This is a genomic window from Pseudomonas sp. CNPSo 3701 (assembly GCF_028674975.1).
In the GTDB taxonomy this organism is placed as follows: domain Bacteria; phylum Pseudomonadota; class Gammaproteobacteria; order Pseudomonadales; family Pseudomonadaceae; genus Aquipseudomonas; species Aquipseudomonas straminea.
Genome location: NZ_JAQZSI010000001.1, coordinates 767,916 through 784,211, shown reverse-complemented (window position 1 = coordinate 784,211; position 16,296 = coordinate 767,916). Strand labels below are relative to the sequence as shown.

Below are 16,296 nucleotides of genomic sequence, written 5' to 3'. Positions count from 1 at the left end.
CTACGCTCTGGCTTCTCGGCGTGGCGGCAGCGGGGCGAAATAGCCCACCACCAGCAGGAGCACGCCGACGCCGATAAAGGAAATGATCCGCTCCAGGCTACCGCTGTTGCCCAGGTCGACGAAGAACAGCTTAACGACCACCACACCGATCAGCGCCGCGCCGACCATCCACAGATCACGCCGCACGCGCAGATGCCCGGTGATGGTCAGACCCAGAGCGATCAGCGTCCAGACGATGGACAGGCCGGCCTGCACCAGCTGCGATCCGACCAGTGCATCGGCCTGAAACGGCACCTGCCCCCAATGGAAGGCGGTACGACAGACCATCATGGTCAGCAGCGCGAACAGCGAAGCGCCGATCACTACCTGGGTAGCCTGGCGCATTTGCTCCGGTTTGATCGCCAAAATGGCCAGGCCATCCTGGGCCCAGCGCTGCACGGTGAAGAGCACGATCAGCATGCCCAGCTCCAGCGGGTTGATCAGCGGCACGTAGGGCAGCGGCTCGGCGGAGCCGTCACTGAACAGATTGACCAGCCAGAACCACGCCAGCAAAAGAACGGCGATTGGCAAGGCCGCATAGCTGCGGTACTCACGCGGATAGGCCGCAATTGGCCAAGGTAGCGCCCGACGCACGCTCATCAGCATCAGGAAGGCGCACGGCACCAGCACCCAGCCCAGCCAGCGCCAGGCGTTGTAGTGTTCGGCCAGGGCAGCGAACAGGAAGCGCAGCTCCAGCGCCACGACGCCGAGCAGCAACCAGCAACCAAGCACATGACTGCTGCGCACCAGCACCTCCGGCGCCAGCCCGACAACGCGCCGCAGCATCAGCAAATGCACGATGAACAGCGCCGGCCAGGCCAGCCAGCCAAGCTCAGCCGGCGGGTGATAGTCCAGATGCCAGGCGAACGGCAAGGTAGCAAAGCCCAATGGCACCAGCGCCAGGCTGAGCACCGCCAGTGCCGGCCAGCGCTGATGCAGAGCGAACAGGGTAGTGGCGGCCAGACTGATCACCGCGACCAGCAGGAATACGTGCGCCTGCAGTGGCTCCTGAACGAAGCGCGCTATCTCGCTGAACGCTGCCAGCAGCCACCAGGCGGCGAACCAGCACAGCGCCACATTGGATAGCTCCTGCAACGCCATAGACCGCAGGTCGGCACGGCTCAAGCGCCCGGCAAGGTGCAGGCGCCAGGCGCAGAACAGGCCCGCCAGCGCCAGCAGCACGGGCGCCCAGAACGACAGGTGGGCGAGCGGCCGTTGGGTTTCGTCTACCAACGCCTGGTAGAGACCATCACTGAAAATCAGGTAGATGATGCCGCCCAAGGCCTGCACCACTAAAGCGCCGGTCAGCAGGCTGCGCGCGCCCAGCGACAATCCGGCGAACAGTGTCGCGGCCCCTGCCACAGCCCAGGCAGCGGCCGTGGCGTAGGGCCCGAAACACAGCGGAGCGAGCAAATAGAGGAAGGCCAGGCCGCCATAGGCCAGGGCCGGCTGAAGCTTGCGCTCGCGATCCGTAACGGCATCTCCCGCGCCGCGCAGCTGCAGGAAGCTGAAAAGCAGCGCTACTCCGAGCATCAGCGCACCGAGTGCCGAGCCGGTGAGCAAGGTGTCGTAACCGAAGCGTACGTCCCACAGATAGGCCGCCACGGCAGCCACTTGCAGCAGCAGGGCGAACAGGCGCGCGAACAAACGCTGCTGACGCAATGCCAGCCAGTACAGGCCAGCGCCCTCGACCGCCCAGGCGGCGGAAGTCCAGCGGGCATCCAGCCCCAGCGGAATGGCCAGGGTGGCGAATATCACGCCCAGCGCCAGACAGGTTTCCATCAATAGCACGGCACGCCCCGGTGCACGGGCAACCAGCACCCGGGCCAGTACCATGTACAGCAGGCCCATGGCCAACGCGCTGAACGCCGGCCCCAAGGGCAGGTGCTGAACCACCGCGTACTGCAATCCGAAGCCCACCAGCGGTGTGCCGAACAGCACGCTGCCATCGACATAACCTGCCTGGCGCGCCGACCACTTGAGCAGGGCCTGGCGGGAGTCGTTCTCCGGCTCGCTCGGCGCCTCGAGCAGACGGCGACGGGCGAACAGCAGGCCGATGGCCACGTACATCAGGAAGAACAGCAGCAGGAACGCCTGGGTGCTGAGCCACAGATCCGGCGTGTAGGAACGCAGGCCCCAGGCCAGACCGATACCGAAGGTGCCGACGAAACCGATCAGGTTGAGCTCACGCCAGGCCTTGAACCAGACGATGGCGAAGATCCCGGCGTTGAGCAGAGCGAAATAGCTGAACAGCGCAACATGGCTGCCACCGCCGCTGGAGGCCAGGATCGGCGCCGCGAAGCCGCCAAGCGCGGCCGCTGCGGCCAGGCCATGCGCGTCCTGCAGGATAGCCAGCACGGCGGAGCAGAGCGTTACCATCACCAGCAGCACCATCGCGACCTGCGGCGAGAGCAAGGGGTGCAGGCGCATGGCCGCGAATACCGTCAGGTACAGCACGGCGATACCGCCGCCCTGCATCAGCAGGGCATAGGCCGGGCGCCGCCGGCGCAGCCACCAGCCCAGGGCCAGCAGCGCAATCGCCGCCAGCGCCACACCGGCGTAACGTAATTCGATGGCGACTACCACCCGCTCGGAGGCATAACGCAGCAGAAAGGCCAGCCCCAGAAAGAGCAGCACCAGGCCCACACGCAGCACGGTATTGCCGCCCAGCAGCCAGTCCCGCGCCGCGGTGATACCACGTTCCAGAAGGCCTGGCGCTGGCGGCTCGGTAACGCGCGCAGCTGCCGGGACAGGCGGCACGTCAGGAAGCTCCAAGACAGGCTCCGGGCTCGACTGTACCGCCGGCTCGCCAGGCGAGGCGGTGGGCAGTTCCAGCTCGAGCTCCCACTCAGGCTCCGCCGCTGGTTCTACCGGCGCCGCAGCAGCTTGCTCGACAGCAGGCTGCGCAAGTGGCTCTTCATGGGGCTCGACCGCGACATCGGTTTGTGGCGGCGCTTCCGTCTCCAGCCGCAGCAGGCGCTCATGCAGATCGCCCGTGCCCTGGTTGAAGCGTTCGATCAGCCCTGCCAGCGACTTGCGCAGCGCCTCGTGCTGAAGCCTCAGCGCCTGCAGCGCGATCGCCTGCCCTACCGCCAGCCCGACGAAAGCGCCCAACAGCGCGCCGGCCATCGCTTCGCCACTCACGGCGCCCAGCACCAGGGCACCGAGTACCAGCCCGATCAGCATGAAAATCCACTGCATGCGTTCGAATCCTTGAAGAGAAGATCATCCATGCCGGGCACTGGCCTGGCAGAGCGCGAATTATAGGGGCTGCGCGCACCGGTTGGATGATGCAGTCGATCACAAATGTGGCAGACGAACATCAGGCCGAACCCGGCGGCTCGCCTGCGCATCGGCACAGACAACACAGAAGCGGATTGTTCCTGGCAGCCGGCAAAAAATGCTCGATTTTGGCGACTCTGCCTGCATTGCCAGCACCCACAAAAAAGCCCCCGCCGGTTCACACCGGCGGGGGCTTGTTCAGTCAGCTAGAACGAGATCAGTTCTTGGCTTTCTTGGCAGCGCGGGTGCGCTCGCCTTCGTCGAGGATCTTCTTGCGCAGACGGATCGACTTCGGCGTCACTTCGCACAGCTCGTCGTCCTGGATGAATTCCAGAGCCTGCTCCAGGGTGAAGCGAACCGGCGGAACCAGGGCGATGGTTTCGTCCTTGCCCGAGGCGCGCATGTTGTCGAGCTTCTTGCCCTTGGTTGGGTTGACGCCCAGGTCGTTGTCGCGGCTGTTCAGGCCGATGATCTGACCGTTGTAGACTTCCTGGCCGTGCTCGACGAACAGCTTACCGCGCGCCTGCAGGGTTTCCAGGGAGTAGGTCAGCGCCTTGCCGGTATCGATCGACACCAGTACGCCGTTCTGGCGGCCGGACATGTGGCCCGACTTCATCACGTCGTAACGGTCGAAGATCGAGGTCAGGATGCCCGCACCGTTGGTCAGGGTCAGGAAGGCGTTACGGAAGCCGATCAGACCACGAGCCGGGATGTTGTATTCCAGGCGTACGCGACCTTTGCCGTCCGGCACCATGTTGCTCAGGTCGCCTTTACGCAGACCCATTTCTTCCATGACCTTGCCCTGAGATTCTTCCGGGATGTCGATGGTGACGTTTTCATACGGCTCGTGCTTGGCGCCGTCGACTTCACGGATGATCACTTCCGGACGGCCAACGCCCATCTCGAAGCCTTCGCGACGCATGTTCTCGATCAGTACCGACAGGTGCAGCTCACCGCGGCCGGAGACCTTGAACTTGTCGGCCGAGTCGCCTTCCTCGACGCGCAGGGCCACGTTGTACAGCAGTTCCTTGTCCAGACGCTCCTTGATGTTGCGGCTGGTGACGAACTTGCCTTCCTTGCCGCAGAACGGCGAATCGTTGACCTGGAAGGTCATGGAAACGGTCGGCTCGTCGACGGTCAGCGGCTTCATGGCCTCGACGTTGTTCTGGTCGCACAGGGTGTCGGAGATGAACAGCTCGTCCATGCCGCTGACGCAGACGATGTCGCCGGCAGTGGCTTCTTCGACGTCCACGCGGTGCAGACCGTGGTGGCCCATCAGCTTGAGGATACGGCCGTTACGCTTCTTGCCTTCGGTGTCGATGGCAGTGACCGGGGTGTTCGGCTTGACGCGACCACGGGCGATACGGCCAACACCGATGATGCCCAGGAAGCTGTTGTAGTCCAGTGCGGAGATCTGCATCTGGAACGGGCCGTCGATGTCGACGTTCGGCGCCGGGACGTGGTCGACGATGGCCTGGTACAGCGGGGTCAGGTCTTCGGCCATGTCGGTGTGGTCCAGACCGGCGATGCCGTTCAGGGCGCTGGCGTAGACGACCTGGAAATCCAGCTGCTCTTCGGTGGCGCCGAGGTTGTCGAACAGGTCGAAGATCTGGTCCATGACCCAGTCAGGGCGCGCGCCCGGACGGTCGATCTTGTTGATCACCACGATCGGACGCAGACCGGCTTCGAAGGCCTTCTTGGTCACGAAGCGGGTTTGCGGCATCGGGCCGTCCTGGGCGTCAACGACCAGCAGTACGGAGTCGACCATCGACATCACGCGCTCTACTTCACCGCCGAAGTCGGCGTGGCCGGGGGTGTCGACGATGTTGATGCGGTAGTCGTTCCACTTGATGGCGGTGTTCTTGGCCAGAATGGTGATGCCGCGCTCTTTTTCCTGATCGTTGCTGTCCATCACGCGCTCGTCGTTGAGCTCGCTGCGCTCCAGGGTACCGGACTGACGCAGCAGGGCGTCGACCAGGGTGGTCTTGCCATGGTCAACGTGGGCGATGATGGCGATGTTGCGTAGATTCTCGATCACAGTAGTGGTCTCGTAGGTTGGGTCGGGCTACCCGGCAGTTGCTTCAAGGGCCCAACGCGAAAAATCGGGATTAAGGGTAAAGGCAGTCTGTTAAGGCTGTGTGGCGGCAAACTCGCCACCAATCGGGTCGGGAGGGCGATGGCGGATGCTGCCGCCATTGAGCCCGGGCGTCTTATGCCGGACGATAAACGCGCACATTGGCATGCCCCTCGCTCAGCAGGTGATGGGCATGCAGGCGGCTCATGACGCCCCTGTCGCAATAAAGGAGGTACTGGCGATTCTCGTCCAGCTCCTTGAAACGGTTGTTGATGGCGTAGAACGGCAACGCCTGGACTTCCACGCCCTCGATTTCCAGCGGCTCGTCTTCGGCCTGGTCGGGGTGGCGAATGTCGATCACCACGTGGCCGGGCAGCGCCTCGGCGACTTCCTCGACCTGCACGTCCTGGCTCAGCTCCTCGATCACCCGATCGATGGCGATCAGGCGCGCACGCTCGAGGGCGCGCTCGAGCACCGCCATGTCGAACTGTTCTTCTTCATGGACGACGCGATGGGGCTTGGCCTTGGTGGTCGGGTTCACCGAAATCACGCCGCAATACTCGGGCATGTGACGGGCGAACTCGGCGGTACCGATGGTCTCGGCGGTGTCGATGATGTCCTGCTTGTGGCTGGTGATCAGCGGGCGCAGCACCAGCTTGTCGGTGACCGAGTCGATCACTGAGAGATTCGGTAGCGTCTGGCTGGACACCTGGCTGATCGCCTCGCCGGTCACCAGGGCATCGATCTGCAGACGCTCGGCCAGGCGGCTGGCGGCGCGCAGCATCATGCGTTTGAGGGTGACGCCCATGTAGCTGTTGTCGACCTTGCCGAGAATCTCGCCGAGCACTTCCTCGAACGGCACGCTAATGAACAGCACGCGCTGGCTGCTGCCGTACTTCTTCCACAGGTAGTGAGCGACCTCCATCACGCCCAGCTCGTGGGCACGGCCGCCTAAGTTGAAGAAGCAGAAGTGGCTCATCAGGCCGCGGCGCATGATCTGGTAGGCCGCCACAGTGGAGTCGAAGCCGCCGCTCATCAGCACCAGGGTCTGCTCCAGCGAGCCCAGAGGGTAGCCACCCAGGCCCGGGTGCTGGTGATGAATGACGTACAGGCGCTCGTTGCGGATCTCGATGCGTACTTCGACCTCGGGTTTCTTCAGGTCGATACCGACAGCGCCGCACTGCTGGCGCAGCTGGCTGCCGACGTAGCGCTCCACATCTATAGAGGAGAACGAATGGCGGCCACCGCGCTTGCAGCGCACCGAGAAGATCTTGCCGGCCAGTTGCTCGCCGTAATGAAGCTTGCACTTGGCGACGATGTCATCGAAGTCGCCCAGCGGGTATTCGTCGATCTGCAGGAAGTGCACGATGCCTGGCACGCAGCTCAGGCGCTCGACGATCTCCTGCTGGACCTTGGGCTCGGCCACCTCGGTTTTCACTTCCAGATTGTCCCAGACACCGGTGACCTGCAGCTGCGGGTCGAGATCACGCAACACCACGCGGATGTTCTTGGCCAGCTGCCGAATGAAGTTCTTGCGAACCGGCGGGCTCTTGATGGTGATTTCCGGGAAGACTTTGACGATCAGTTTCATGGGAGCAAATGTCGGGGGCCAGGGCCTGAAAAACAGGGGCGCGGATTATAAAGGAAATTGCTCAACCTTTGATCAAAAATCCGCAAACAATCTGACACCGCACCAAGATCGAACACAATGCCAATAAATTGCACCATTTAAGTGCTTAAGTGGTTCGTTTTGTAGCGCCACTAGCTGCTACAGCGCTGTGTTTCGGGGCATGCGTCCATCACGGGGCACTGGCATGCATATTGCTCCCTTGTGAGGCAGGGTGTCCTGGCCGACTATCGGGCCCGGCGTCACGAACTCAAAGAAGGGTCAACGAACGACCCTATCCACCTGGAGGACAACATGTCTAAGGCTGTTCAACTGATCAAAGAACACGACGTGAAGTGGGTAGACCTGCGCTTCACCGATACCAAAGGTAAGCAGCACCACGTGACCATGCCGGCCCGTGACGCCCTGGACGAAGACTTCTTCGAACACGGCAAGATGTTCGACGGCTCCTCCATCCACGGCTGGAAAGGCATCGAAGCCTCCGACATGATCCTGATGCCGGTTGACGATACCGCCGTACTGGATCCGTTCACCGAAGAGCCGACCCTGATCCTGGTCTGCGACATCATCGAGCCGAGCACCATGCAAGGCTACGACCGCGATCCACGCTCCATCGCCAAGCGCGCCGAAGAATTCCTCAAAGGCACCGGCCTGGGCGACACCGTATTCGTGGGCCCGGAGCCAGAGTTCTTCATCTTCGACGAAGTGAAGTTCAAGTCCGACATCTCCGGCTCGATGTTCAAGATCTACTCCGAGCAAGGCTCCTGGATGACCGACCAGGACGTGGAAGGCGGCAACAAAGGCCACCGTCCAGCCGTCAAAGGCGGTTACTTCCCGGTTCCGCCGTGCGACCACGACCACGAAATCCGTACTGCCATGTGTAATGCCATGGAAGAAATGGGCCTGGTCGTCGAAGTGCACCACCACGAAGTGGCCACCGCCGGCCAGAACGAAATCGGCGTGAAGTTCAACACCCTGGTCGCCAAGGCTGACGAAGTTCAGACCCTGAAGTACTGCGTACACAACGTGGCCGATGCCTACGGCAAAACCGCGACCTTCATGCCCAAGCCCCTGTACGGCGACAACGGTTCGGGTATGCACGTCCACATGTCGATCTCCAAAGACGGCAAGAACACCTTCGCAGGCGAAGGCTATGCCGGTCTGTCCGAGACCGCTCTGTACTTCATCGGCGGCATCATCAAGCACGGTAAGGCCCTGAACGGCTTCACCAACCCGTCGACCAACTCCTACAAGCGCCTGGTTCCGGGCTTCGAAGCGCCGGTCATGCTGGCCTACTCGGCTCGCAACCGTTCCGCTTCGATCCGTATCCCGTACGTGTCGAGCCCGAAAGCCCGCCGTATCGAAGCGCGCTTCCCGGATCCGGCTGCCAACCCGTACCTGGCCTTCGCTGCATTGCTGATGGCCGGTATCGACGGTATCCAGAACAAGATCCACCCTGGCGACGCAGCGGACAAGAACCTGTACGACCTGCCGCCGGAAGAAGGCAAGCTGATCCCGCAGGTTTGCGGCAGCCTGAAAGAAGCCTTGGAAGAGCTGGACAAGGGCCGCGCGTTCCTGACCAAGGGCGGCGTTTTCTCCGACGACTTCATCGATGCTTACATCGAGCTGAAATCGGAAGAAGAAATCAAGGTACGCACCTTCGTACACCCGCTGGAATACGACCTGTACTACAGCGTCTAAGCCGGCCACGCTGCCTGGCGGCGTAACGAAAACCTCCCCGGTTCTGCCGGGGAGGTTTTTTTATGCCCGCCACCTGCGAAACGTGGCAGGCGAGAGTGCAAATGGCCCCAGTCATTTTTTATGCCCGGCTATTTTTCGGCGCCAGTGCAAATCCTTGGAGCCGCGCGCTTGCCAGCACGCGATGGCGGTGCAAGGCTATCTCAATCACCCGACAGGAGAACGGCCCGATGCGCCGCACGCTCACTTGCCTGCTGCTGATCCTGGCCCTGCCGGTCAGCGCGCAGATCTACAAGTACACCGACGCCAACGGCAACACGGTGTTCACCAACCAGCCGCCGGAAGGCACCAAGGCCGAGAGCGTCGAGCTCAAGCCGATCAACACCAGCACCCCGGCGGCGGCGCCTGCTAACGACAGCAGCGAACCGCGCCTGAGCGAACTGCCGCAAAATCCCTACCAGATTCTCGAACTGCGCGACCTGCCCAGCGAGGAAGCGCTGCGCGCCAACAACGGCACCTTTTCCGTGGGTGTGACCATCGAGCCGCGCCTGGGTCCCGGCCATAGCCTGCGCCTGCTGCTCGACGGCAAACCTTATGGCCAGCCAAGCAACGTGCCGCGCCTGCAACTGACTGAAGTGGACCGCGGCGAGCACAGCATTGCCGTGGCGGTGATGCAGGGCGAGCGGATCGTTCAGCAGAGCGAGACGCGCACCTTCACGGTGCAGCGGGTCAGCACCAACAGCCCGGGTCGGGGTAACTGAAGGCCATGCGCGCGCTGCTTTTCGCCCTGTTGCTTGTCGCCCTGCCGAGCTTCGCCCAGGTCTACACCTACGTGGATGCCGAGGGTAACCGGGTGTTCACCGACAGCCCGCGCGATGGCAACGCCAAACAGGTGCAGATGGCGCCGTCCAACCGCATCGAGCAGCCAACCCGGCGCCTGTCACCCCCTCCCGCTCCTGCCGCCCCCGCCGGACCGATCCTCAGCTACGAGCTGCTGCGCATCACCATCCCGCAGCCTGACGCGACCATCAACGACAACGCCGGCAACCTGATCGTCACCGCCAATGCCGAGCCAGCCCTGTACCCGGGCCACCGCTATCGCCTGCTGCTCGATGGCCAGCCCTACGGCGAAGCCGGGCGCAGCCCGGTGTTCCCCTTGCAGAATATCGACCGCGGCACCCACCAGATTGCCGTGGAGATCATCACCGAAGGCGGCATCATCGTCGAACGCACGCCAAGCCAGCCCTTTCACATGAAGCGCGTGTCCCTGGCCCAGAAGCGCAAGGTTCGCCCCTGCGAAAAGGACGATTACGGCGTGCGCCCCGAGTGCCCGATCGAGGACAAGCCCAAGGAAGAGGACAAAGGCATCATCGGCATCCTGCCGTTCCTTTAACTTTCGGCTCGACTTCAGCGCTGTGCCTGCAGAGTGGCGGGCGGCGATCCGCTGTAGCTCCGAGCTCTTTGTCTGCCTTGATAAAGAACTCGAGGCTAAAGCCTCTCTCACAAAGCTCCGCGCCTGTCGTCCGCTTCTGCCTTGTAGCAGCCTCTTCCATCTCGCCTAAAAGATTGTGAGCAGACTCCGGGCTTATCCGCACGATATTTGCTTACACTCAGCTCGCACCATTAAGGTGCGCACTGGCGCACCGATTTCTATACTCGTCCCAAATTGGCACACGCCTACCAGCCTCACTGCGCCGAAAAGAGGCTAATTACGGGAGTTTTCTGCTGCCTGCGCTTCTTTGCAGGGCTTTGGTTTGCTTCTTGCATTTTCTCCCGCACTGCCGCGAGCCAGGGCAATTCGCTCTCACTCGCTGGCCCTTCTGCCCTACCGCACGAGGAACGACTTTTGGCTGGCCCACACCTGCAACGAGACTTGCCACGCTGCGCCACGTTGCCAGACAACGACCCGGCCGTGCTCCAGGCAAGCTGCACGCTGGCGGGCACAGAGCGATGATCATCAACGACTCGCTGCATCGCCTGCTGCTCGACAATCTGACCACAGCGACGCTGCTGCTCAACGCCGACCTGCGCCTGGAATACATGAACCCCGCCGCGGAGATGCTTCTGGCGGTCAGCGGCCAACGCAGCCATGGCCAGTTCATCAGCGAACTGTTCACCGAAACCCGCGAAGCCCTCGGCGCCTTGAGACAGGCGGTGGCCGAAGCCCACCCGTTCAACAAGCGCGAGGCGGTGCTAACCACCCAGACTGGCCAGAGCCTGACCGTCGACTACGCCGTGACGCCGGTACTCAGCCGCGGTGAAACCCTGCTGCTGCTCGAAGTGCACCCGCGCGACCGGCTGCTGCGCATCACCAAGGAAGAGGCTCAGCTGTCCAAGCAGGAAACCACCAAGCTATTGGTGCGCGGCCTGGCACACGAGATCAAGAACCCCCTGGGCGGCATTCGTGGCGCTGCCCAGCTGCTGGCCCGCGAGTTGCCCGAAGAGAGCCTCAAGGATTACACCAACGTGATCATCGAGGAGTCCGACCGCCTGCGTAACCTGGTCGACCGCATGCTCGGCTCCAACAAACTTCCGTCGCTGGCGATAACCAACGTGCACGAAGTGCTCGAGCGCGTCGCCAGCCTGGTGGAAGCGGAAAGCCAGGGCAGCGTGGTGCTGGTGCGCGATTACGACCCGAGCATCCCCGACCTGATCGTCGACCGCGAGCAGATGATCCAGGCGGTGCTCAACATCGTGCGTAACGCCATGCAGGCGCTGGCCGCCAAACCCGAGCTGCGTCCCGGCCGCATCACCCTGCGCACGCGCACCCTGCGGCAGTTCACCATCGGCTACATCCGCCACCGCCTGGTGACCAAGATCGAGATCATCGACAACGGCCCTGGCATTCCGCCAGAGCTGCAGGAAACCATCTTCTATCCCATGGTCAGCGGGCGTGCCGACGGCACCGGGCTGGGCCTGGCGATTACCCAGAACATCATCAGTCAGCATCAAGGCCTGATCGAATGCGAGAGCCACCCCGGGCAAACCGTGTTCTCGATCTTTCTGCCGCTGGAACAAGGAGCAACGCCGACATGAGCCGAAGTGAAACCGTATGGATCGTTGACGACGACCGCTCCATCCGCTGGGTCCTGGAAAAGGCCCTGCAACAGGAAGGCATGAGCACCCAGAGTTTCGACAGCGCCGATGGCGTGCTGGGCCGCCTCTCGCGTCAACAGCCGGACGTGATCATTTCCGATATCCGCATGCCCGGCTCCAGCGGCCTTGAGCTGCTGTCGAGCATCCGCGAAATGCATCCGCGCCTGCCGGTGATCATCATGACCGCCCATTCCGACCTGGACAGCGCCGTGGCGTCCTACCAGGGTGGCGCCTTCGAATACCTGCCCAAGCCCTTCGACGTCGACGAGGCGGTATCACTGGTCAAGCGTGCCAACCAGCACGCCAAGGAGCAGCAGGGCCTGCAGGTGCCGGCCGCCCAAGCGCGCACCCCGGAAATCATCGGTGAGGCCCCGGCGATGCAGGAGGTGTTCCGGGCCATCGGCCGCCTGAGCCACTCCAATATCACCGTGCTGATCAACGGCGAATCGGGTACGGGTAAGGAGCTGGTCGCCCACGCCCTGCACCGTCACAGCCCGCGCGCCGCCTCGCCGTTCATCGCCCTGAACATGGCGGCAATCCCCAAGGACCTGATGGAATCCGAGCTGTTCGGCCACGAGAAAGGTGCCTTCACCGGCGCGGCCAACCAGCGTCGCGGGCGCTTCGAGCAGGCCGACGGCGGCACCCTGTTCCTCGACGAAATCGGCGACATGCCGGCCGACACCCAGACCCGCCTGCTGCGCGTGCTGGCCGACGGCGAGTTCTACCGGGTGGGTGGCCATACGCCGGTCAAGGTCGACGTGCGCATCATCGCCGCCACCCACCAGAACCTGGAAAGCCTGGTCACCGCCGGCAAGTTTCGCGAAGACCTGTTCCACCGCCTCAACGTGATCCGCATCCATATCCCCCGGCTGTCGGATCGCCGCGAAGACATCCCCACTCTCGCCCGCCACTTCCTCGCCCGTGCAGCCACCGAGCTGGCAGTCGAGCCCAAGCTGCTGAAAAGCGAAACCGAGGATTACCTGCAGCAGCTGCAGTGGCCCGGCAACGTGCGCCAGTTGGAGAACACCTGCCGGTGGATCACCGTGATGGCCTCGGGGCGCGAAGTGCATGTCGACGACCTGCCGCCGGAGCTGCTGGTGCAGCCTCAGGACAACGCGCCGGTCAGCAACTGGGAGCAGGCGCTGCGCCAGTGGGCCGACCAGGCCCTGGGCCGCGGCCAGTCGAACCTGCTCGATAGCGCCGTGCCGGCCTTCGAACGGATCATGATCGAGACCGCCCTCAAGCACACCGCCGGTCGCCGCCGTGACGCCGCCCTGCTACTGGGCTGGGGTCGCAACACCCTGACCCGCAAGATCAAGGAGCTGGGCATGAACGTCGACGGCTCCGAAGACGACGACAGCGACGACAACTAAGCCGTACCTGCAAAGACAAGAACGCCGCGCCTCGAACAGGGCGCGGCGTTTTTTATGGGTATCGGTTTGGCAACATCGCGAATGTCCCGCAATACCGATGGGTTTCATCTACGCGGCCCGCACCTTCCTACCGACTGCAACGCGATACCAGAAAGCCCCAAGTGTCGCTGCGCTCGGCCCGAGCTACCGCGCTGAGTATGAGTGATGTGAGGCTAGGCTTTGTGGGAGCGGGCGGGGACGCCTAGTCCATGCCCGCGATGCAGACGCCGCCGATATAAGCTTGGACTAGCTCATCAAGACCTGCGTTGTCGATACCATCGCTTTCGCGCGCATGGCGCGCTCCCACATTTATGTGCGGGCAGGCTTCGTATCTCTGACAACCCAAGAATGCACGCCATCAGCGCACGGCAGGTGCATTCATGCACCCGAGCGGAACATTCGCGAAGCGGCACCAGGCGGATAAAAACCTGGCAATTACCGCTAAAGCCCAGCACCCACGTGCCCTGCAACGAATTCACGAAAACTGGCACGCCACCTGCAATGGTACTGACAACCCAGTTTCGGGGACCTTGGTACAGGCAGGCCGGGGATTCCCCTCTTTCTTTGGGAGCCTCGGTACAGGCAGGCCGGGACCTCCCTTCTTTCTTCGGGGACTCTGATACAGGCAGATCAGATAATCCCTCTTTTCTTCGGGAGCCCTGGTACAGGCAGGCCGGGAACTCCCTCTTTTCTTCCTAACGCGGCGCCAGACGAACCGTCAGGCGCCAGCGGCCCTCGACCTCTTCAGTATCCATCTCGGCGTGCAGCGGCCGAGCCGCCACCACCCGCACTTCCAGCTCACGCCCATCACGCACCACGCGCCAGTTGGCGGCGCGTCCGGCGATCTGCAGCTGGCCCTGGCGCTCGCGGCCCAGCCCTTCGAAACGCAGTGCAAAGGTGCCGTGAGCGTCGCTGACCTGCACGTGCGGCTCGACGTTGAACCACAGCAGCAGGCGGTCGTCCTGAACGTCGATGTCCTTGAGGTGCATGGCGTCCGGGTGGAACAGCCGGCCGATCATCAGGCCGACCAGGAAACCGAAAATCGCCAGCGAGCCGATCACCCGCACCCAGGGGCGCGGCCTTGGCGGCTTATCCGGCGTAGAATGGCGCCCGTCTTCTGGCCTGGAGCCGTGCATGTTTCATGTAATCCTTTTTCAACCGGAAATTCCGCCCAACACCGGCAACGTTATCAGGCTTTGCGCCAATAGCGGCTGCCACCTGCACCTGGTCGAGCCGCTGGGCTTCGAACTGGACGACAAGCGCCTGCGCCGCGCCGGGCTGGATTATCACGAATACGCGCCGCTCAAGCGCCACGCCAGCCTGGAGGCCTGCCTGGAAAGCCTCGGCCAGCCGCGGGTGTTCGCCTTCACCACCAAGGGCTCGCAGCCTTTCCACGAAGTGGCCTACCAGCCGGGCGATGCCTTTCTGTTCGGCCCGGAGAGCCGCGGCCTGCCGGCCGAGATTCGCGATGCCCTGCCCGAATCGCAACGCGTGCGCCTGCCGATGCGCGAAGGCTGCCGCAGCCTGAACCTGTCCAACACCGTGGCGGTGGCCGTCTACGAAGCCTGGCGCCAGCACGGCTTCGCCATGGACTGACGGTGCTTAGGAGACTGGCGTCGATCACAGCGATAGGCGCAACACCATCCCTGGGTATCGCTTCGCTCAACCGCAGGCTACGAATCTCAGCCAATAAAAAACGCCCCGAAGGGCGTTTTTTGCAGCGACCGATAACTCAGTTGGCCTGCTGACGCTGCAGCTCCTGGGCATACAGGGCGTCGAAGTTCACCGGGGCCAGCATCAGCGCCGGGAACGAGCCGCGTACCACCAGGCTATCCAGGGTCTCGCGGGCATACGGGAACAGGATGTTCGGGCAGAACGCACCGAGGGTGTGGCTCATGGAAGCGGCGTCCAGGCCCTTGATCAGGAAGATGCCGGCCTGCTGCACTTCGGCGATGAAGGCGGTTTCTTCACCATTCTTCACGGTCACCGACAGGGTCAGCACCACTTCGTGGAAGTCGCCTTCCAGGGCTTTCTGACGGGTGTTGAGGTCCATCGAGACGCTCGGCGTCCACTCCTGGCGGAAGATCTCGGGGCTCTTCGGCGCTTCGAAGGACAGGTCACGCACGTAGATGCGCTGCAGGGAGAACTGAGGAGTCTGTTCGCCTTGGGCGGCGCCGTTAGCTTGTTCGGTCATGGGGCAAAGCCTTCTGCTGTAGGACTTAAAGGGAAATCAGGCGTTGAGCAGTGCGTCGAGCTTGCCGGCCCGCTCCAGGGCAAACAGATCGTCGCAACCGCCCACATGGGTCTCACCGATCCATATCTGCGGCACCGAGGTGCGGCCGGCCTTGCGCGTCATCTCGGCGCGCACGTCGGGTTTGCCGTCGACACGGATCTCGTCGAACGACACGCTTTTACTGGTCAGCAGCTGCTTGGCGCGGATGCAGAACGGGCACCAGTCGCTGGAGTAGATGACGACCTGGGCCATGTCACTTCACCACAGGCAGGTTGTCGCCACGCCAGGTGGCGATGCCGCCGCCCAGGCGCGCGGCGGTGAAACCGGATTTCTGCAGTTCACGGGCGGCGGTGCCGGCCTGCTGGCCCAGGGCATCGACGACGATGATGGTCTTGGCCTTGTGCTTCTCCAACTCAGCCAGGCGCGAGGCCAGCTTGTCGTAAGGGATGTTCAGGGCACCGACGATGTGGCCGGTATCGAAATCCTTCTTGCTGCGGATATCGACCACCACGCCTTCGTCGCGGTTGATCAGCGCTGTCACTTCGCGGCTGCTCAGGCTTTTGCCGCCCTTGCTCATTTCGGTGAAGATCAGCAGCGCAAGAATGATGACGAACAGGCCAGCGAGGATGAAGTGGTTGGTAGCGAATTCAATGAGGTTGGCAAGCATCACGCGGTTCCGGGGCGGTAAAATGCCGGCCAGTATACACAGCAAGGTCAGTCCACCAAAGGCCGCACGGCGGTGACGGGATCTTTCCGGGGCCGTAGAATGTCTGACCGATTTCAGTGGGTCGCCTCCCGGGGCGACCGCCCCCGGATCGCCGCAGGCGAGCATAGG

General features: G+C 63.0%; 13 protein-coding genes. 6 read left to right on the top strand and 7 right to left on the bottom strand.

The genetic code is table 11. The features are described from left to right. From PVA39_RS03555 to thiI, 3 genes are all read right to left on the bottom strand, one after another. Positions 1 to 3,240: a DUF2339 domain-containing protein gene (locus PVA39_RS03555; RefSeq protein WP_274122855.1), complete on the bottom strand. Its 3,240-nt coding sequence runs from the start codon at positions 3,238 to 3,240 to the stop codon at positions 1 to 3. A 298-nt stretch (positions 3,241 to 3,538) separates the two neighbouring features. Beyond that, positions 3,539 to 5,359, bottom strand: a complete 1,821-nt coding sequence (typA, locus tag PVA39_RS03550) for a translational GTPase TypA (RefSeq protein ID WP_093500047.1) — start codon at positions 5,357 to 5,359, stop codon at positions 3,539 to 3,541. A gap of 172 nt (positions 5,360 to 5,531) precedes the next feature. After that, entirely contained in the window at positions 5,532 to 6,986 is a 1,455-nt protein-coding gene (thiI, locus tag PVA39_RS03545; protein ID WP_274122854.1) for a tRNA uracil 4-sulfurtransferase ThiI, read from the bottom strand. A 330-nt stretch (positions 6,987 to 7,316) separates the two neighbouring features. On the opposite strand from thiI, the gene glnA reads away from it, so the two are divergent. The 5 genes from glnA (at position 7,317) to ntrC (ending at position 13,189) form a co-directional block, all read left to right on the top strand. Beyond that, positions 7,317 to 8,723 (top strand): glutamate--ammonia ligase, encoded by a 1,407-nt coding sequence (gene glnA, locus PVA39_RS03540; protein WP_093500051.1) that lies wholly within the window; start codon positions 7,317 to 7,319, stop codon positions 8,721 to 8,723. 227 nt (positions 8,724 to 8,950) lie between these two features. Beyond that, a complete protein-coding gene (locus PVA39_RS03535; protein WP_274122853.1) occupies positions 8,951 to 9,481 on the top strand; it encodes a DUF4124 domain-containing protein in 531 nt (176 codons plus the stop codon). A gap of 5 nt (positions 9,482 to 9,486) precedes the next feature. Next, positions 9,487 to 10,113 (top strand): DUF4124 domain-containing protein, encoded by a 627-nt coding sequence (locus tag PVA39_RS03530; protein WP_147175658.1) that lies wholly within the window; start codon positions 9,487 to 9,489, stop codon positions 10,111 to 10,113. Positions 10,114 to 10,670: 557 nt separating this feature from the next. Beyond that, positions 10,671 to 11,756, top strand: coding sequence for a nitrogen regulation protein NR(II) (gene glnL, locus PVA39_RS03525; protein ID WP_013792978.1), 1,086 nt, complete (start codon positions 10,671 to 10,673; stop codon positions 11,754 to 11,756). After that, the gene (gene ntrC / locus PVA39_RS03520; RefSeq protein WP_274122852.1) at positions 11,753 to 13,189 is read left to right on the top strand and encodes a nitrogen regulation protein NR(I); all 1,437 of its coding nucleotides are present in this window, start codon (positions 11,753 to 11,755) and stop codon (positions 13,187 to 13,189) included. The genes glnL and ntrC overlap by 4 nt, the downstream gene beginning before the upstream one ends. A gap of 734 nt (positions 13,190 to 13,923) precedes the next feature. On the opposite strand, the gene PVA39_RS03515 is transcribed toward ntrC, so the two are convergent. Beyond that, positions 13,924 to 14,364, bottom strand: a complete 441-nt coding sequence (locus PVA39_RS03515) for a hypothetical protein (RefSeq protein ID WP_093500059.1) — start codon at positions 14,362 to 14,364, stop codon at positions 13,924 to 13,926. Between PVA39_RS03515 and trmL the strand changes: the two genes are divergently transcribed. Beyond that, a complete protein-coding gene (gene trmL, locus PVA39_RS03510) occupies positions 14,363 to 14,824 on the top strand; it encodes a tRNA (uridine(34)/cytosine(34)/5-carboxymethylaminomethyluridine(34)-2'-O)-methyltransferase TrmL (protein WP_147175656.1) in 462 nt (153 codons plus the stop codon). The genes PVA39_RS03515 and trmL overlap by 2 nt on opposite strands. Positions 14,825 to 14,960: 136 nt before the next feature. Here the strand turns inward: trmL and secB are convergent, their stop codons facing one another. From secB to PVA39_RS03495, 3 genes are read right to left on the bottom strand one after another with little or no spacing between them, the layout of a single operon-like run. Then, positions 14,961 to 15,422, bottom strand: a complete 462-nt coding sequence (gene secB / locus PVA39_RS03505; protein WP_013792982.1) for a protein-export chaperone SecB — start codon at positions 15,420 to 15,422, stop codon at positions 14,961 to 14,963. Positions 15,423 to 15,458: 36 nt separating this feature from the next. Next, entirely contained in the window at positions 15,459 to 15,713 is a 255-nt protein-coding gene (gene grxC / locus PVA39_RS03500) for a glutaredoxin 3 (RefSeq protein ID WP_093500062.1), read from the bottom strand. Between the two features lies 1 nt (position 15,714). Further along, on the bottom strand, positions 15,715 to 16,128 hold the full coding sequence (locus PVA39_RS03495; protein WP_274122851.1) for a rhodanese-like domain-containing protein: 414 nt from the start codon (positions 16,126 to 16,128) through the stop codon (positions 15,715 to 15,717). Between the last annotated feature and the right edge of the window lie 168 nt (positions 16,129 to 16,296).